Origin of the sequence: Hartmannibacter diazotrophicus, assembly GCF_900231165.1 — a bacterium.
Classification (GTDB): domain Bacteria; phylum Pseudomonadota; class Alphaproteobacteria; order Rhizobiales; family Pleomorphomonadaceae; genus Hartmannibacter; species Hartmannibacter diazotrophicus.
The window spans coordinates 2,018,293-2,035,006 of sequence record NZ_LT960614.1 but is presented as its reverse complement, the minus strand read 5'-3'; the positions used below and the strand labels follow the sequence as shown (position 1 = coordinate 2,035,006).

Annotated in this window: 17 protein-coding genes; 10 read left to right on the top strand and 7 right to left on the bottom strand. The window is 62.2% G+C overall.

Annotation, left to right across the window (positions count from 1 at the left end; genetic code table 11):
* Positions 1 to 5: 5 nt before the first annotated feature.
* Positions 6 to 344, bottom strand: a complete 339-nt coding sequence (yidD, locus tag HDIA_RS09510) for a membrane protein insertion efficiency factor YidD (RefSeq protein WP_099555949.1) — start codon at positions 342 to 344, stop codon at positions 6 to 8.
* A gap of 17 nt (positions 345 to 361) precedes the next feature.
* Entirely contained in the window at positions 362 to 817 is a 456-nt protein-coding gene (locus tag HDIA_RS09505) for an iron-sulfur cluster assembly scaffold protein (protein ID WP_099555948.1), read from the bottom strand.
* Between the two features lie 356 nt (positions 818 to 1,173).
* On the opposite strand from HDIA_RS09505, the gene folE reads away from it, so the two are divergent.
* The 3 genes from folE (at position 1,174) to HDIA_RS09485 (ending at position 3,670) form a co-directional block, all read left to right on the top strand.
* Positions 1,174 to 1,803, top strand: coding sequence for a GTP cyclohydrolase I FolE (folE, locus tag HDIA_RS09495; RefSeq protein ID WP_099555946.1), 630 nt, complete (start codon positions 1,174 to 1,176; stop codon positions 1,801 to 1,803).
* 30 nt (positions 1,804 to 1,833) lie between these two features.
* Positions 1,834 to 2,310: a phosphoribosyl-AMP cyclohydrolase gene (gene hisI, locus HDIA_RS09490; RefSeq protein ID WP_245884218.1), complete on the top strand. Its 477-nt coding sequence runs from the start codon at positions 1,834 to 1,836 to the stop codon at positions 2,308 to 2,310.
* A 340-nt stretch (positions 2,311 to 2,650) separates the two neighbouring features.
* Positions 2,651 to 3,670, top strand: coding sequence for a patatin-like phospholipase family protein (locus tag HDIA_RS09485; RefSeq protein WP_157775449.1), 1,020 nt, complete (start codon positions 2,651 to 2,653; stop codon positions 3,668 to 3,670).
* Here HDIA_RS09485 and HDIA_RS09480 read toward each other — a convergent pair.
* Together HDIA_RS09480 and HDIA_RS09475 are read right to left on the bottom strand one after the other, a co-directional pair.
* Positions 3,652 to 4,083, bottom strand: coding sequence for a CBS domain-containing protein (locus HDIA_RS09480; protein WP_099555944.1), 432 nt, complete (start codon positions 4,081 to 4,083; stop codon positions 3,652 to 3,654). The genes HDIA_RS09485 and HDIA_RS09480 overlap by 19 nt on opposite strands.
* Positions 4,084 to 4,380: 297 nt before the next feature.
* Positions 4,381 to 5,142 (bottom strand): rhomboid family intramembrane serine protease, encoded by a 762-nt coding sequence (locus HDIA_RS09475; RefSeq protein WP_099555943.1) that lies wholly within the window; start codon positions 5,140 to 5,142, stop codon positions 4,381 to 4,383.
* A 520-nt stretch (positions 5,143 to 5,662) separates the two neighbouring features.
* Between HDIA_RS09475 and HDIA_RS09470 the strand changes: the two genes are divergently transcribed.
* From HDIA_RS09470 to HDIA_RS09460, 3 genes are all read left to right on the top strand, one after another.
* Entirely contained in the window at positions 5,663 to 6,319 is a 657-nt protein-coding gene (locus HDIA_RS09470) for a PAS domain-containing protein (RefSeq protein WP_099555942.1), read from the top strand.
* Positions 6,320 to 6,545: 226 nt separating this feature from the next.
* Entirely contained in the window at positions 6,546 to 7,163 is a 618-nt protein-coding gene (locus HDIA_RS09465; protein WP_099558804.1) for a PilZ domain-containing protein, read from the top strand.
* Positions 7,164 to 7,587: 424 nt separating this feature from the next.
* Positions 7,588 to 8,199, top strand: a complete 612-nt coding sequence (locus HDIA_RS09460) for a transglutaminase-like cysteine peptidase (protein WP_245884217.1) — start codon at positions 7,588 to 7,590, stop codon at positions 8,197 to 8,199.
* A gap of 130 nt (positions 8,200 to 8,329) precedes the next feature.
* Here HDIA_RS09460 and HDIA_RS09455 read toward each other — a convergent pair whose 3' ends face one another.
* Entirely contained in the window at positions 8,330 to 8,854 is a 525-nt protein-coding gene (locus HDIA_RS09455; RefSeq protein WP_099555941.1) for a gamma carbonic anhydrase family protein, read from the bottom strand.
* Positions 8,855 to 9,072: 218 nt separating this feature from the next.
* Entirely contained in the window at positions 9,073 to 9,279 is a 207-nt protein-coding gene (locus HDIA_RS09450) for a hypothetical protein (RefSeq protein WP_099555940.1), read from the bottom strand.
* 726 nt (positions 9,280 to 10,005) lie between these two features.
* Between HDIA_RS09450 and HDIA_RS09445 the strand changes: the two genes are divergently transcribed.
* Complete coding sequence (locus tag HDIA_RS09445) at positions 10,006 to 11,637, top strand: fumarate hydratase (protein ID WP_099555939.1); 1,632 nt, start codon at positions 10,006 to 10,008, stop codon at positions 11,635 to 11,637.
* A gap of 272 nt (positions 11,638 to 11,909) precedes the next feature.
* Complete coding sequence (locus tag HDIA_RS09440) at positions 11,910 to 12,509, top strand: L,D-transpeptidase (RefSeq protein ID WP_099555938.1); 600 nt, start codon at positions 11,910 to 11,912, stop codon at positions 12,507 to 12,509.
* A gap of 70 nt (positions 12,510 to 12,579) precedes the next feature.
* On the opposite strand, the gene HDIA_RS09435 is transcribed toward HDIA_RS09440, so the two are convergent.
* Positions 12,580 to 13,734, bottom strand: a complete 1,155-nt coding sequence (locus tag HDIA_RS09435; RefSeq protein ID WP_099555937.1) for a pyridoxal phosphate-dependent aminotransferase — start codon at positions 13,732 to 13,734, stop codon at positions 12,580 to 12,582.
* Between the two features lie 247 nt (positions 13,735 to 13,981).
* Here HDIA_RS09435 and HDIA_RS09430 point away from each other — a divergent pair, with 247 nt between their 5' ends.
* Complete coding sequence (locus HDIA_RS09430) at positions 13,982 to 15,346, top strand: M48 family metalloprotease (RefSeq protein ID WP_197708120.1); 1,365 nt, start codon at positions 13,982 to 13,984, stop codon at positions 15,344 to 15,346.
* A 98-nt stretch (positions 15,347 to 15,444) separates the two neighbouring features.
* The gene (locus tag HDIA_RS09425; RefSeq protein ID WP_099555936.1) at positions 15,445 to 16,221 is read left to right on the top strand and encodes a DsbA family protein; all 777 of its coding nucleotides are present in this window, start codon (positions 15,445 to 15,447) and stop codon (positions 16,219 to 16,221) included.
* Positions 16,222 to 16,714 lie beyond the last annotated feature (493 nt).

The following is a 16,714-nucleotide window of genomic DNA, read 5'->3' as shown; positions in this document are numbered from 1 at the left end:
CCCGGTCAGCTGCGTTCCCGATAAGTCCACACGCCCGCCCGCCATGGAGCGTACCAGCGGTAAGTCTTCGGCAGGTTTTCGGGCGGGGGATCGTAGCCGGTCGGGCTCCACGGGTGACAGCGCAGGATGCGCGCGAGGCCGATCCAGAAACCGGCCCAGAGCCCATGACGGGAGATCGCCTCGTCGGTGTATTCCGAACAGGTCGGCAGATAGCGGCATTGCCGGCCAATGAAGCCGGAGATCGTGAGCTGATAGAAGCGGATCAGGAAATGCGCGCCGCGACGCGTCCAGGACCGCGATCTTCCGCCGCCAGCATCATCCGGAGGCGAACACCCCGCGCACATGTCCTTCTACCCCGCGCTCAGCCCGTCGCCTCGGCCGCAGGCTGTTCGGCCTTCTCGATCTGGTCGAGGCAATCGACGACGGCATCGAAGGTCAGCATCGTCGAGGCATGGCGCGCCTTGTAGTCGCGCACCGGCTCCAGATAGGCAAAATCGGCGAACTTGCCCTCGGGCGGCGGACCGCCCTCCTTCAGCATCGCCCGCATCCGTTCGCGCAGATCCCGAAGCTCTTCCGGCGTCGAGCCGATCACCGTCCGCGCCATGATGGAGGACGACGCCTGACCGAGGGCGCAGGCCTTGACGTCATGGGCGAAATCGCTGACCCGCCCGTCTTCCATCTTGAGATCGACGACGACCGTGGAGCCGCAAAGCTTCGAATGCGCCTTGGCCGATGCATCGGGGTCGGGAAGACGGCCGAGACGTTCGATGTTGCCGGCAAAGTCCAGGATTTTGGCGTTGTAGATGTCGTCGATCATATGAGCAGAATCCGTTCGCCGAAGGCGCCTGCGACCGCAAAATGCCGCAAGTCAGGCAAAAAAGACGGCAGGCTCTTTTGGGAGAGCCCGGTCACGAGTATATAGGCGGGCCGGCCGAGGATCGCCAGAGCATGGCGCGCCGGTGTTGCGACAGGCGCCTGCCTTGGCCGCATGCGATCGTTTGCCATGCTGAAAAAGACTGTCTCCAAGCGACGACACTGTGACATCTGAAACTTGAGCACCATATGATGTCATGAAGGAAGACGCCCGACGGCAAGAAACATATTGCCGTTCAGGACGTTCTCGAACCGAATGAAATTGATGAAGTCCCATCGGGGATGACGAAAGGCCCGCCAATGTATGTCTTGTTCAACCAGGGAAATGCCGACGGCGCCGCCAAGAAGCAGGTTGCGCGCCCGCAGAGGCCGACCCGGGAAGAAGCCGAACAGGCCGTTCGCACCCTGATCGCATGGGCCGGCGACGATCCGGACCGCGAGGGTCTGGTGGATACGCCGGCGCGCGTCGCGAAGGCCTACGGCGAGCTCTTTGGCGGCTACGATCAGGATGCCAACGAGCAGCTTGCGCGGGTGTTCGAGGAGGTCGGTGGCTACAAGGACATGATCCTTGTGCGCGACATCCCGTTCTTTTCGCACTGCGAGCACCACATGGTGCCGTTCATCGGCAAGGCGCACATCGCCTACTATCCGAACGCCGGCGTCGTGGGCCTGTCGAAGCTTGCCCGCGTCGTCGATGTGTTCTCACGCCGTCTGCAGACGCAGGAAAACCTGACGGCCCAGATCGCCGACGCGATCGAGGAAGCATTGAAGCCGCGCGGCGTCGCCGTGCTGGTCGAGGCGGAGCACCAGTGCATGTCCATGCGCGGCGTCCAGAAGCAGGGCGTCTCGACCCTGACGACGCAGTTCACCGGTGTCTTCGACCGTGATCCGACCGAACAGGTCCGCTTCATGACCATGGTTCGCAGCTGACGCAGCCGAACGCAAACAACGGAACGCGTCTTGATCGCCGCACCTCCCCTGTTTCCACTCCCCGGCACCAAGCAAGCGCTTGAGACCGGGGATACGCTGACGCCCCGGTTCGGCCCGGATGGCACGATCACCTGCGTCACGCTCGATGCGGACAGCCGCGCGGTGCTGATGGTTGCGCACATGAATGCCGAAAGCCTCGCGCGGACGATCGAATCCGGCGAGGGCTGGTACTGGAGCCGGTCGCGGTCCGAGCTCTGGCACAAAGGGGCGACGAGCGGCAACGTTCAGAAGGTCGAGGATATCCTGATCGACTGCGATCAGGACGCGATCGTCATGACCGTCCGCGTCGAAGGCCACGGCGCGAGCTGTCACACCGGCCAGGTGTCCTGTTTCTATCGCCGGATCCCCCTCGGCCAGACGGCTTCGCCGGACACAAATCTCCGCCTCGAGCACGTGGGCGGCGCGGCGAAATTCGATCCCGCGGATGTCTACGGGTCCAAGGACTAGCCTCGCGGTTCGCCGCTGACCGGATGTCACGCGCCGATCGCGGTGCGCTCAAATTGCCGCGACGCTCTTTTTTCAGCGTGACCGCGATTTTCAACCGTTTTTTCAGTTGACTGTGCTTCCCTCGTGTCGAAACTGACAAGGTGAGTTGAAGCAGTGCGTCAACACCAATTGTTGAACAGGCGAGCCTCGGCAGGCTTCCTGCAATATTTCGATGCGCCTTTCCGTTTTGCGGCAGCGGTGGGGCGCGATTTTTCGATGTCCGGACACTGGTTTTTTGCCAGAACCGCTCCGCGGTTTTCAGTCCGGCTCCATTGTTCTTGATCAGTTGAGTCATTGCCGCATGGACATGAAGATTACCGAACGCCCCTGGGGAAACGAGCGCCGCCGAAAACAACGGCCGATCCCGTTTGCCGACCGCCGCGCTAACAATCGGGTCTGCGTCGGTCTCGCGCTCGGCGGCGGTGCGGCACGGGGATGGGCGCATATCGGCGTTCTGACAGCCTTGCGCCAGGCCGGGATTGATGTCGACGTTGTCGCCGGTACTTCCATCGGCGCCCTTGCCGGCGGCTTCTGGCTCGCCCGCCGGCTTAACGATCTCGACGTCTTCGCACACAGCATCAACGCCCGACGGCTCGACGCCATGCTGGACTATGACGGCGCGATCGGCAGCACCCATGGAAACGACGAGGTCGCAAGGCTCGTTGTAAGCCGCCTCGGCGACATCCGCTTCTCCGATCTCGCACGCCCCTTCGCCGCGGTGACGACCGAAGTCGGAAGCGGAGCGGAAGTCCATCTGACGCAGGGCCGTCTCGGCGATGCCGTTCGCGCCTCCTACGCCTTGCCCGGACTGATGGAACCGATGCAGGTCGGAAGCCGGCTGCTGTTCGACGGCGCCTTGTCGAACCCGCTGCCCGTCAATGCCTGCCGGGCCCTTGGCGCGGATTTCGTCATCGCCGTCGACTGCAACGGCGCGTCGGTCCGCTTCACGGAACAGTCCGCCGCGCGCGCCTACGACCGGCTGAAGCGCTTTGCCCTGTCACCCAACCGCAGCATGCCGCGGCCGGGCGCCAAGGGCGCGCTGCTTGCCGCCTTCGCCATCGTGCAGTCGGCCAAGACCGCCGAGCATGCGCGCGAGTTGCCCGATTTCCTCATTGCACCGGATCTGTCGGCTGTCGGTCCCTACGACTTCCACAGGGCCAGGGAAGCCATCACCGCGGGCGAAGAGACGGCAATGAAAATGGCCGCCCGAATCCGGGCGGCCATCACTGAAAAGGAAGCGATGGTCCGCGACGCCGAAGGCCCTGCCCTCTCGCAAGAGCTTCCGGACGACGCACTGGCCTCTCAGGCCGTCGCGATATAGCTGCGCATCTGCTCGGCTTCGCGCTCGATCTCGGCCATCCGGTGCTTGACGACGTCGCCGATCGAAATGATGCCGGCAAGGTGATTGTTGTCGATCACCGGAACGTGGCGGAAGCGGCCGTTCGTCATCTTCAGCATGACATCCTCGATCGTGTCGCGAGGCGCGCATGTGATGACGTTGCGGGTCATGACTTCGGAGGCCGGCGCCGACAGCACGCTGGCGCCCCGCTGCGCGATGACCCGGACAATATCGCGCTCGGACAGAATTCCGATGACGCGCTCGGCGATATCGACAATCACCATCGCGCCGATCTTGCGGCTGGACAGAACCTCCGCCACCTGGGCAATGGTCATGTCAACCGTGCCCGTCGTCACGTCGCCGCCCTTTTGGGAAATGATCATTTGAACCGTCATAGGTACCCTCCATCCTTGTTTGACGCTCTGTTCTTTTTATTCCTGAAATGGTCCCTGCCTTCACAAGACCATTCGGCAAAGCTTCAACTTGGATGATGGGGTCAAAGCAGCGGTTGCGCAACATGCTCAGAGTGTCGCATCGGCATTTCTGTAGCGTTTTCCTTGATCGGGCAGTCAAGGATATTCAAGAACTTGAAGCTGCTTGGTAAAAGACAGTCTACCCTGCCACCAAATCGACAAAATTTGACCGCGGTACCGACCGGCGCGCAGACCCTGTCCGGCGGACCGAAGACGCCTCTATTCGACGGGCTCGTCCCGCGGGCTCTTGACCGGATCGAAGAGTGAAAAAAGCAGGAGACCGGCAAGGAAGCCTCCGACATGGGCCTGCCACGCAATGGCAAGCCCCTCCTCGCCCGGCATCGACAGCGCACCGACACCGGCCAGCGTATTGATCGCGAACCAGAGGGCGATGAAGAAGAGAATGCGCCGGTCGGTCAGCGTCTCGACGAGGCTGAGGGCCGGCAGGTCATGTGTCACGTCCTTGCGCCCGAAGCGCATCCCCATGCCGTGGCCGTGCGGCGAGAAGGCAAAGCGGCAGGTGCCGGCCATATGGCCGGACACGGCGGCCGAAGCACCGATCACCGGGACGATCTGGCCGTAGAAGGCAATGAGATGCGCAACCGCGCCGGCCACCGCGCAAATGCCGGAGAAGGCCAGAAACCTTGCGGTGCCGAACCGGCGCGCCAGCGTCGTGCCGAATGCCAACATCCACAGGCAATTGACGCCGAGGTGGATGAAATCCGCATGAAGAAAGGCGTAGGTGACGAAACTCCAGACCGCGGCGGCCTCTCCGCCCGGGAGATTGACGCCTTCGGCGAGCGCCTGGAAGCGTGCCGGAATGAAGCTGAAGAGGATCAGGAAATTGCTGTCTGTCTCAGGATTGAACAGATAGGTCCGTCCGAAATGAATGCCCGCCATGGCGCCGATCAGCGCGAGAAGGACAAAGGGCACGTTGAGCATCGGTTCCCTTTTGCCCGTCCAGTCCTCGCGATCGTCCATGCCGTGTCCGCCTCTTCCAAGCCGCATATCCTGCCACCCCTCGCGGCACGGCATTCAAGTGACATAGGAGATCGCGCATTTTGCGGCAAGCCGGCGCAAGGAGAAAGCCGCTGCAACCCTCGGTTTTCCAGTGACTTGAGGACAAAAAAAGACCGGGAAGACAGTGTCTTCCCGGCTGTATCGTGACCGGCATTAACCTTCGCCGATCCCAGTTCGTAAATGCTGTAACGTCAGAAGCTAGATCGTCGATGGCAGTTATGCGGATTTGCGCGCGAAACCGCAAGGAAGAGCTCTTCTTAACCTTACCCGCTAACGATTTCCGACCTGTTCACCCTCCGCAAAACTTAACGATCCGTCCCCGATCGGCGCAGCTGGCACGCCTCCTGCTCAACAGTGTTCAGGACTTCATTGCGACGTCCGACAATGTGCCGATCCGGGACAACATTGCGCTTCGGGATCGGCGTTCCGCGGAATTTCCGCGTTCGGACGTGTGCCGTTTTTTAAAGGCTAGGATCTCGGGATGAAACACCAGACGACCAAAACGCTCTATGACTACTGGACGCAACTTCGCGGCGAGCGCGTCGCGCCGTTCCGGCACGAAGTCGATCCGGGCAGCATCCGTTCGATCCTGGGCGATACCTTCATTCTCGATGCCGTTGACCGGAAGACCTATAATTTCAGGCTGGCGGGCACGCGTCTTTGCGCCGCCTATTGCCGCGAACTGAAGGGCCGCAACATTCTGGATCTGTGGAGTGGCAAGGACCGCGAAGCGATCGCGTCTCTTCTCTCGGCCATCGTCGAGGACGGCGCCGCGGCGGTCATCGGCGTGACGCTTCACAACGAGCGCGACCAGAGCATCCCGGCGGAGCTTCTGTTCCTGCCCCTGCGCCAGAACGGCGACCGCCATACCCGCATCATCGGCTGCTTCGCCCCGCATGATCAGCCCTACTGGCTCGGAATTCATCCGGCAGTGCGCCAGCCGATCGTCAGCCTCCGGCTAATCTGGCCGGACGAAGCCCCGCGTTTCCTCTACACCGGCGCCGAAGCCCCGGCCGAGCCGCAGTTCGCAACGGTCGCGCTGGAGCGTTCGCGCTATGCCGGCATCCACGCCCATCACGGCGGGGCCGCCAAGCGGGTGGCGCATCTGACCGTTTACAATGGCGGCCGCACCAACTGACGACTGCCTCCGCGAAACGGCCGGCAGCCCCAGGGTGCCGGCCCGCCAACCGCATCCAGGGTTGTCCGGCGCCCGCCGGACGCGGGTTATTTTTCCAAATTGTATCTCGATTGCCGCCACGATCAGCAGGCTTACCCCTTTTTAACCTGCAACTGCTAGCTTTGCCGAACATATCGGCCAACCCCGGTTGGTCAGTTCCAGCATGAATGACGGATGGCATTGGCGCATGTCGGCAGTTCCGCAGTTCAGACGACCGGCCGCCCGCCGGCTTCTCCGGCCCGAGCGTCGACGCTTTCAGCGCGTCAAGATCAATGTGCTTGGGCGATTCATGCTGACGAACCGCAATGAATATCCCTGCCAGGTCGTGAACATGTCGCCCGGCGGCGTCGCCCTGATGACCCCGGTCACCGGAAATATCGGTGAGCGGGTCATCGCCTACCTCGACCATATCGGCCGAATCGAAGGCGTGATCACGCGCTATGTCGAGGGCGGCTTCGCCATGACGGTCAACGCCACGGAGCGCAAGCGCGACAAGCTCGCCAGCCAGCTCACGTGGCTTGCCAACCGGCATGAGCTCGACCTGCCGGAAGACCGGCGGCATGACCGCATCATGCCCAAGGATCCCTACTCGCAGATCACCCTTGCCGACGGCAAGGAACTGCGCTGCCGCATCGTCGACGTGTCCCTGTCGGGTGCCGCCGTCATTGTGGACCAGCGCCCCGAGATCGGCACCCTTGTCACGCTCGGCCGGATGCGCGCCCGGGTGGTTCGTCATTTCGACGAGGGCGTGGCGCTTGAGTTCGCCGCCGTTCAGTCCGCGGACGTCATCAACAACAATCTCTGACGCCTCCTCCGATCCATTCGGCTTGCACCTCGTCCGAGGGTTTGCATCGAAGGTCCGGCGACCCGATGGAGGGTTTCCGGAAATGAGCGGTCGTCGCGATGCCTGCCGCGTCAGCCTGGCCTGACCAAGGCCGCCGGCACCAAACGCCTTTTTCCTCGACAGTCCCCGACCCTGCCGACCGACGGTTCCGGCTTGCCGGAACGCGTTCGCGCGCATGCGGCATGCCGGAAATCGTAAACACAAGTTGAATTGCCTAATATTGCATGAACGCGATATTTCCATGCGCATAGTTTGTTAATTTTAACGTTTTCCTTCGATTTTCTTGAATTTCTATTACTTCTAATCGTCCATTTTATCCGTAACACTTCACGTCAATTCAAATTTCTTATGGCACTCTCTCATCATAGACAGAGAGAGACAAGCAATGCCGCGTATCGTTTCGAAGTTTTGCTCCGTTTTTGCCATCACACTCGCAACAATACTTCAGTTCAATGGCAGTGCTCTTGCCGCCGCTGAAATGCAGTTGCTTGGCAAGACGTCGGCGCCGATCGGTTATGTCGGGTTCTGCAAGGACAATCCGCGCGACTGCGGACAGTACACTCGCCGCGATCTTGTGGTGAAGCTGACCAAGCCGACGCTGAACCAGCTCAATACGGTGAACAGGACCATCAATGCGGCCGTCGAACCGGCCACGGACATGGATATCTACGGCGTCGTCGAGCGCTGGGCCTATCCGGCGTTGAAGGGCGACTGCGAGGACTATGTCCTGCTGAAGCGCCGCACGCTCATTCAGGACGGATGGCCGGCAAGTGCATTGCTCGTCACCGTCGTGCGCGACGAGGTCGGCGATGGCCACGCCGTGCTCACCGTGCGCACTAACCGCGGCGATCTCATCCTCGACAACAAGACGGACGTCATCCGGCTCTGGTCGGACACCGACTATCACTATGTCAAACGCCAGTCGTCCGAAATCCAGAACGCCTGGGACATGATCAGCGACAACCGCGCCGTGGAAGTCGGCAGTATCCGCCGCTGAACCCTCTCACACCGATCTCAGACTGCTCATTCGATCCTGCACCCCGTCCTGTCCAACGCGGGTTCGAATGACGGCGAGCGGGCCGGCCTCCTCGGAGGTCGGCCCTTCTTTATTTCCGGCCTGCTCCGGGTCAGACCGGCTTCATGCCATCGCGGAACCGTTTCCAGTTGCGCACATAGCCCTCCGATGTCTTGCGCATGCGCTCGGCGGCGGCCTCGTCGATCTGACGGACGACCTTTCCCGGCATGCCCATGACGAGGGAATTGTCGGGAATTTCCTTGCCCTCGGGAATGAGGGAATTGGCGCCGATCAGGCAGTTTTTTCCGATTTTCGCGCCATTGAGGAGGGTCGCCCCCATGCCGATCAGCGAATTCTCGCCGATGGTGCAGCCATGCAGGATGGCCCGGTGGCCCACCGTGCAATTCGGGCCGATCGTGAGCGGAAAGCCCATATCCGTGTGGAGAACGCAGACGTCCTGCACATTCGATCCGCGACCGATGCGGATTTCCTCATTGTCGCCGCGAAGAACGCAGCCGAACCAGACGCTGGCGTCCGCCTCGAGCACGATGCGACCGACAAGCGTCGCGCAGGGCGCCACCCAGCAGCCTTCCGGCGCCAGCGTCGGCGCTATTCCATCGAGTGTGTAGATCGGCATTCGGCCCTTCCCCCTCTTTCAGGTCGGGAACGGCCGGAAACGCGCGCAACAACCATCCCCCACCGCGCAGTATCGCGGCGAGGCCGTGAATTCAACGGTCTGCAGGGGGCAAGCCAGAGGAGCTTTGCCACCCTGCGACGAATCGCGCACTCGTGCTAAGCCATCCAGCGGTTCAATTTCAAGGTGCTAGGGTATTGCCGGATGGGGTACGCGGACGTTCAGATCGCGACCTGCTTCCGATTGGTCTGTCCACATTTCCAGCGAGCGACCCGCCATTTGGGATGGGATTCCTGCCATTGGGCGATGGTTTGCTGGGCTGTCATCATGCATGCCATGGGAGCGGTCGCTTCCATGGACACGGTGATGTTTTCGCTGCGGCAGTCCGCAGGTGACGAAACGAGACAGATCGACAGAAGCAGTTCCATTTGACCTCCTGGCGCGCCACCTTCTCCTGGGCGCACAAGTCAAGGGTTGAAGCGATCGGCCGCGCATGCCGCTGTCACGGCAGCCCGCCCTTCCACCCCCCTGGCGTTCCTTTCCCAACCGTTTTCTCGTCCGTGACCGGTCCGCGACCGGCGACGCCGAATTTGTTTTGCTCCCGCCAGTTCCTCTCTTCGGCACCCCCCCGGCTTTGTCAGGTCCTTGCGCCCTGACCGCCGTTGCGGGACCGCCAAAAAGACAAAGGAGGTCACGGCGTTTCCGCCGGACCTCCCTGACTGGCTTCAAGTTTGGAAAGACGATCAACTCAGTACGTAGAGATCATCTTCCTTTTTATTCTGGTGAGCATATCCTGGTGCTGAACAGGATCCGATAATCGGACTATGCCCATGCAGAACGACGCTGCGCCCTGCCATGGTTTGATGCTGCTCCCCATTTCTTAACGGGATGTTAACGGGAAAAAATTGGCATGCCAATTTCTATTCTGAAAAATACTTATGCATTTTTGCATTGCAACCAAGAAACGTCCGCACCATTGCGCCAACTCGTTTGAACTGCGACCAAAATATGAGATCGCGGCATTGATGGCGCCGCCGCATCGGGAGTAGAACCCCGGAACAGATCCAAGGTGCGGCGCTTTCAACGTTGTCTTGCGAGGTCAACGTATCGGCCCTTTCCCGCCGGGCGCCGCACGACCAACAGGAGGCTCGCTCATGAATGCGCCCATCCTTTCCGAGGCGAACAAGGGACTTTTCCCGCTGGGACCCGATACGACCGAGTACCGGAAGCTTTCCGGCGATTTCGTCTCGGTGGCCGAGTTCGAGGGCGAGGAAATCCTGAAGGTCGATCCGGAGGGCATCCGCCTCCTTTCCGAAGCGGCCTTCGCGGATATCAACCATCTGCTGCGTCCCGCTCATCTGGAGCAACTGGCGAAGATTCTGGAAGATCCGGAAGCGACCGACAACGACCGCTTCGTTGCCTACGACCTCATGAAGAACGCCAACATCTCCGCCGGCGGCATCCTGCCGATGTGCCAGGACACCGGAACGGCGATCGTCATGGCCAAGAAGGGCCGTCGCGTCTTCACCAAGGGCGGCGACGAGGCCGCGATCTCCAAGGGCGTGCTCGACGCCTATGAGAAGAAGAACCTGCGCTATTCGCAGCTCGCACCGCTGTCGATGTTCGAGGAAAAGAACACCCGCAACAACCTGCCGGCCCAGATCGACATCTATGAAGAGGGCGAGGACGCCTACAAGTTCCTGTTCATCGCCAAGGGCGGCGGATCGGCCAACAAGACCTTCCTGTTCCAGGGGACGCCCTCGCTGCTGACGCACGACCGGCTGGTCGACTTCATCAAGGAAAAGATCCTCACCCTCGGAACGGCCGCCTGCCCGCCCTATCATCTTGCCATCGTCGTCGGCGGAACATCGGCGGAGATGAACCTGAAGACCGTCAAACTCGCCTCGACAAAATATCTCGACGAGTTGCCGACGTCGGGTTCCGACGACGGCCATGCCTTCCGCGACCTCGCCCTTGAAGAGGAGATCTTCAAGGCGACGCAGGCGACCGGGGTCGGCGCGCAGTTTGGCGGCAAGTATTTCTGCCACGACGTCAGGGTCATCCGCCTGCCCCGCCATGGCGCGTCGCTGCCGATCGGCATCGGCGTTTCGTGCTCCGCCGACCGTCAGGCCAAGGGCAAGATCACCAGGGACGGCATCTTCCTGGAACGCCTCGAGGCAAACCCCGCCAAATACATGCCGGAGATCGACGAGAGCCATCTCGGCGGCGACGTGGTGAAGATCGATCTCACGAAGCCGATGAGCGAAATCCTCGCCACGCTGTCGAAATACCCTGTGAAGACGCGCCTGTCGCTCAGCGGGCCGATCATCGTCGCGCGCGACCTTGCCCACGCCAAGCTGCGCGAGAGACTGGAAAGCGGCGGCGAGCTTCCCGACTATTTCAAGAACCACCCGATCTACTATGCCGGCCCGGCAAAGACGCCGACTGGCTATGCCTCAGGCTCCTTCGGTCCGACGACCGCCGGACGCATGGATTCCTATGTCGATCAGTTCCAGTCCTACGGCGGCTCGATGGTGATGCTGGCCAAGGGCAACCGCTCCAAGGCCGTCCGGGACGCCTGCGCCAAGCACGGAGGCTTCTATCTCGGCTCGATCGGCGGACCCGCCGCCCGGCTTGCGCAGGACTGCATCAAGAAGGTCGAGGTGGTCGAATTCGCCGAGCTCGGGATGGAAGCCATCTGGCGAATCGAGGTCGAAGATTTTCCGGCCTTCATCGTGATCGACGACAAAGGCAACGATTTCTTCAAGGAATTGAACCTAGGATAGCGATCGGTAGATCCCCTTATCGGGGCCGGGATCTCGGGTTTGCGTTGCCGATCGGTCACAGTTTGCGTCCGACCTCATCGGCAATGTTGCGAACCGTTCTTCCGGCCTTGAACATAAGGGAACCTATCGGCATCGTGACCGTTGATTCCGGCATGTGTTTCAGGAACCGTTGTGCCGCCCTATATTTGACAGGGGCGGACCGAGCCGGCTTCGGGCCGCATGCAACAATCGTTCATTTTTCTCCATCCCCAAGGGCTGAGATTCGTTTGACCATGCGCACCTCGTCTCTTTTCCTGTCCGGCCTCCTGACGGCGGCCGCAGTGTTTTCCCTTTCCTCCACTGGCGCCCAGGCGATCGAAACCGGTGGCGCTGTCTGGCGGATTCCCAACGCCATTCACTCCACGACCAAAGCCCAGCGTTCGATGGAATCGCCGATCAGCAAGGAAGTCGTCGATTACAGCAGCAAGTACAGCAAGGGCACCATCGTGGTGAACACGGCGGAGCGCCGGCTCTACTACGTGCTCGGCGACGGCAAGGCGATCAAATACGGCATCGGCGTCGGCCGTCCGGGCTTCACCTGGTCCGGCACGCACACCGTGACCCGCAAGGCCGAGTGGCCGGGCTGGACCCCGCCGCCGCGCATGCGCACCCGCCAGCCGGACCTGCCCTATCACATGGCCGGCGGCCCGGATAATCCGCTTGGTGCCCGCGCCATGTATATCGGCTCGACGATCTACCGCATTCATGGCACCGCTGAGCCGTGGACGATCGGCCAGGCCGTTTCGTCCGGCTGCATCCGCATGGCCAACAACGACGTCGTCGACCTCTACGAGCGCGTCAACGTCGGCACCCGGGTCGTCGTCGAGCACTGAGCCGTTCCCGACGGTTTCAAGGAAGTTTCGAAGGGCCGGCGTTTCGCCGGCCCTTTCTTTTTGTGGAGCGTTATTTAAGCCAGCGGCCGATCCGTTCGACCGCCTCGGCCATGTCGGCCGTCGTGCCGGCGAAGGAAAAGCGTAGGTAGGCTTCTCCGCGCGCGGTATCGAAGTCGATGCCGGGCGTTGCGGCAACGCCGGCCTCGTTCAGCATGCGCTGTGCGAAGTCCATGCTGTCGTTGGTGAAACGGCGGACATTGGCATAGACGTAGAAGGCGCCGTCGACTGGCAGGAGATCATCGAGCCCGACCTTCGGCAGCCCTTCCAGAAGAAGCGCCCTGTTGGCGGCATAGCCGGCCTTGACCTCCTCCAGTTCCTCCTTCGCATCGAAGGCGGCGATGGCCGCCCGCTGCGACAGAGAGTTGACCGAGATCGAGAGGTTCTGCGCGAGGCACTCGAAGGCGCGCGAAATTTCCGCCGGCACGACCATCCAGCCGATGCGCCAGCCGGTCATGCAGTAGTATTTGGAGAAGCTGTTGACGACGATGACGTCGTCGGAGAATTGCAACGCGGTCGCCGTCGGGAAGTCATAGACGAGGCCGTGGTAGATCTCGTCCATGATCAGGCGAATATCGCCGGCCTCGCAGGCGTCGACCAGCGCCTTCAGGTCTTCGGGCCTCATCATCGTGCCGGTCGGATTGTTGGGACTGGCAACGATCAGGCCTTTCAGCTTGCCTCCCGTCTCGGCCTCCTGAAGCATCTGCGGCGTGATCGCCCAGCGACTTTCCACGGTTGTGGGGATCTCGACGACCTCAAGACCCAGCGCCTTCAGGATGTTGCGATAGGCAGGATAGCCCGGCGTCGGAAGACCGATCCGGTCGCCGACGTCGAAGAGCGCGAGAAAGGCGAGATTGAAGCCACCGGACGAGCCGGTCGTGACGACGATCCGTTCGGGCGCCAGATCGATGCCGTAGGCTTCGCCGTAGTGCCGGGCGATGCGGGCACGAAGCGCCGGCTGACCGAGCGCTTCGGTGTAGGCGATGCGTCCGTTGCGCAAGGCCGCTTCCGCCGCCTCGCGTACGGCGCGGGGCGTCGGCGCCCCGGGTTCGCCCACTTCCATGTGGATGATGCTGCGGCCGGCGCGCTCCAGCGCAAAGGCGGACGACATCACGTCCATCGCGCGGAAGGGTTCGACGGCACTGCGCCTGGAAAGCTTTACGGGCATTGGACTTCACCGGGACTCGACAGAAATTTGCGCCATGCTGGCGATCCGCAGGAGCTTTGGCAACCACTTCCGCCGACGGGCATGCCGCACGGCACCTGCAAGTCTCCAGCGAAGAATTGCGCCGATCGCTGGCCAACAATTGATCGGTGATCTGACGGTCCGCAGTTGAGCCGTGCCGTTCGAAGCGGTACCAATGGACAACAATTGAACAAAGCGGCTCCGCGTGAGCCAAGACGCTTGGGAGATCATGGCAATCACACTGGTCAAGCGCCTCGTCGTCGTCAGCATGTCGCTGGCGCTCGTCGTTTCTCAGGTTCTGCCTGCCACAGCCGTTGAAAAGAGCAGCCGCTCCATCCCGCTTGTCCGCGACGCGGAGGCGGAAGCCCTCATCGCCGACTATGCCCGTCCGCTGCTCAAGGTCGCCGGGCTCGGCAGTTCCAATGTCGACATCCGGATCGTCAACGACGAGCGATTCAATGCCTTCGTCGCCGACAACCGCCACATCTTCGTGACGTCGGGCGCGATCATGGACACCCGGACGCCGAACGAACTGATCGGCATCCTTGCCCATGAGATCGGGCATCTTGCCGGCGGTCATCTGGCGCAGCTTCGCGAGGAACTGAAGAACGCCCGCATCATGGCGATCATCGGCGCGCTCGGGGGCGTTGCGGCGGGTGTTGCCGGCGGCAGCGGCCAGGGGGCCGTCGCGGGCGCGCTCGCCGGCCAGCAATTCGCCCAGCGCAGCGTCCTTGCCTATCAGCGCGGGCAGGAACAGTCGGCCGACAGTGCCGCCTTCACGTATCTTTCCAAGACGCACCAGTCCGGCAGCGGAATGATCTCGGTCTTCGAACGTCTTTCGAGCCAGGACCTGTTCGCCTCGCGCTATGGCGATCCCTATATGCGCAGCCACCCGATGGCCTCCGACCGGCTCTCCCACGCCGAATCCGTTGCCCGCAAGTCGAAATATTTCAACGCCAAGGACGATCCGGCATTCGTGGCGCGGCATGAACTGGTGCGGGCGAAGTTCATCGCCTTCGTGGACAGCCCGCAGAAGGTCGCGAAGGTCTATCCGAAGTCGGACGACAGCCTGCCCGCCGCTTACGCGCAGGCCATCCTCGCCTACCGGATCGGCAGCCCGACGGACGCACTCGCCAAGGTCGACGGCCTGATCAAGCGCCAGCCGAAAAACCCCTGGTTCCACGAGCTCAAGGGCCAGATCCTGATCGAGACGGGCAAGCCCGGCGCCAGCATCGGCCCGTACCAGACGGCTGTCTCCCTGGCGCCGAGCTCCGGATACCTCAAGGTCATGCTCGGCCATGCCCAGGTTGCCAGCGGCAACGACAAATACCTCAATGACGCCATCGCCAATCTGCGCAAGGGCCTTGCCGACGATCCCGACGCGGCCATCGGCTACCGTCAGCTCGGGATCGCCTATGCGCGGTCGGGCAACATTCCGCTGGCGGACCTTGCCACCGCCGAAGGCTATCTGGCGGCCGGCGACATCACGTCGGCGAGGCAGTATGCGGCGCGGGCGCGCGAAGCGCTCAAACGAGGAACGCCGGCCTGGCTGCGCGCGGAGGACATCGTGAACCAGTCGCCGCGACGGCCTTGACCGGGCACCCCTTCGTCCCGATCTTCACGGGGATTTGATACCATTGCCCGTCAAAGGGCTTCGCCGATCGGCACCAACGCCTATTGAGAGACAACTTGATGACGCTTCCGTTCTTTCTCCGCTCCGCCGCTCTTGCCGCCGCCGCGATGGCGCTGGTCGGCGCCACGGCCCTTCCCGCTGCGGCACAGGACATTTCGACGGCGGACAAGACCGCGATCGAGCAGATCGTGCACGACTACCTGATCGCGCATCCGGAGGTCATCCAGGAAGCCCTCGCCGAACTCGACCGCCGGCAGACGGAGGCCGAGAACGCCAAGCGTGCCGATTCCGTCGCCGAAGCCAGCGACGTTCTCTTCAATTCGCCGCGCCAGGTCGTCCTCGGCAATCCCGATGCCAAGGTCGCCCTCGTCGAGTTCTTCGACTACAACTGCGGCTACTGCAAGCGCGCCCTCGGGGACATGCAGGCGATCCTGAAGGACGACAAGGACGTCAAGATCATCCTGAAGGAATTCCCGATTCTCGGACCGGGCTCGGTCGAGGCGGCCAAGGTGGCCGTGGCGGTGAACCTCATCGCGCCGGAAAAATACGGCGAGTTCCACAACATCCTGCTTGGCGGACGCGGCCAGGCGGATGAGGCCAAGGCCCTCGATGCGGCCGAGGAAGCCGGCCTCGACCGGGACGCGGTGAAGGCCCGCACCTCCGATCCGGAGGTCGGCAAGACGCTCGAGGAAGCCTATCAGGTCGCCCAGAAGCTCGGTCTTTCCGGGACCCCCACCTACGTCATCGGCCAGGAGATCGTCTTCGGCGCCGTCGGGCTCGACGAGCTTCAGAGCAAGATCCAGGACATGCGCACCTGCGGTAAGGCGACCTGCTGATCCCAGCAGGCCGGTCCTCGACCGATCGTCGCTGTCAATAAATTGTCATGCATTGCGCAAAAGCCGGAGGCGACTTGCGGCTTTTGCCTTTTTTCTTGGCCAAAAGGCATATATGAAGGCGTCGCGGATCGAGGTCCGCGCGCCTTGTCCCGTGCTCTTTCGAGGCTTTCGGAATGAGCCGGATATCGCGCAGCACTGTCATCCGGCCTGGCTATACCGGCCGCCGAGGCCGCATCGCCAAACCTCAGCTGACCGACGGGCCCGCCTGTCAGGACGGCCGGGCGGCGCGAAGAGAACCTGGATACGCAATGCCGCGTGCATTGAACCCGATGAAGACAGAAACCGAGGCAGCCTTGCCGCTCCATTCCGGTGAGCGCCTGTTTCGATCCATTCTCGCACCGCAGATGCGTTTCCAATCCTTCTGCGTGTCGTTTTCCCCTTCGCAGTCGTAACGGCGAACCGCCAAGCGACGCTTTCCCGCAAAGACCTTCAG

Excerpts from the sequence above, each read along its gene's own strand:
- HDIA_RS09440 (WP_099555938.1), top strand. The coding sequence starts at position 11,910 with ATGCGCACCTCGTCTCTTTTCCTGTCCGGCCTCCTGACGGCGGCCGCA.
- HDIA_RS09485 (WP_157775449.1), top strand. The coding sequence starts at position 2,651 with ATGGACATGAAGATTACCGAACGCCCCTGGGGAAACGAGCGCCGCCGA.
- HDIA_RS09480 (WP_099555944.1), bottom strand. The coding sequence starts at position 4,083 with ATGACGGTTCAAATGATCATTTCCCAAAAGGGCGGCGACGTGACGACG.
- HDIA_RS09450 (WP_099555940.1), bottom strand. The coding sequence starts at position 9,279 with ATGGAACTGCTTCTGTCGATCTGTCTCGTTTCGTCACCTGCGGACTGC.
- HDIA_RS09505 (WP_099555948.1), bottom strand. The coding sequence starts at position 817 with ATGATCGACGACATCTACAACGCCAAAATCCTGGACTTTGCCGGCAAC.
- HDIA_RS09445 (WP_099555939.1), top strand. The coding sequence starts at position 10,006 with ATGAATGCGCCCATCCTTTCCGAGGCGAACAAGGGACTTTTCCCGCTG.
- HDIA_RS09430 (WP_197708120.1), top strand. The coding sequence starts at position 13,982 with ATGGCAATCACACTGGTCAAGCGCCTCGTCGTCGTCAGCATGTCGCTG.
- HDIA_RS09425 (WP_099555936.1), top strand. The coding sequence starts at position 15,445 with ATGACGCTTCCGTTCTTTCTCCGCTCCGCCGCTCTTGCCGCCGCCGCG.
- HDIA_RS09475 (WP_099555943.1), bottom strand. The coding sequence starts at position 5,142 with ATGGACGATCGCGAGGACTGGACGGGCAAAAGGGAACCGATGCTCAAC.
- yidD (WP_099555949.1), bottom strand. The coding sequence starts at position 344 with ATGTGCGCGGGGTGTTCGCCTCCGGATGATGCTGGCGGCGGAAGATCG.
- HDIA_RS09465 (WP_099558804.1), top strand. The coding sequence starts at position 6,546 with ATGTCGGCAGTTCCGCAGTTCAGACGACCGGCCGCCCGCCGGCTTCTC.
- HDIA_RS09470 (WP_099555942.1), top strand. The coding sequence starts at position 5,663 with ATGAAACACCAGACGACCAAAACGCTCTATGACTACTGGACGCAACTT.
- HDIA_RS09460 (WP_245884217.1), top strand. The coding sequence starts at position 7,588 with ATGCCGCGTATCGTTTCGAAGTTTTGCTCCGTTTTTGCCATCACACTC.
- HDIA_RS09435 (WP_099555937.1), bottom strand. The coding sequence starts at position 13,734 with ATGCCCGTAAAGCTTTCCAGGCGCAGTGCCGTCGAACCCTTCCGCGCG.
- folE (WP_099555946.1), top strand. The coding sequence starts at position 1,174 with ATGTATGTCTTGTTCAACCAGGGAAATGCCGACGGCGCCGCCAAGAAG.
- HDIA_RS09455 (WP_099555941.1), bottom strand. The coding sequence starts at position 8,854 with ATGCCGATCTACACACTCGATGGAATAGCGCCGACGCTGGCGCCGGAA.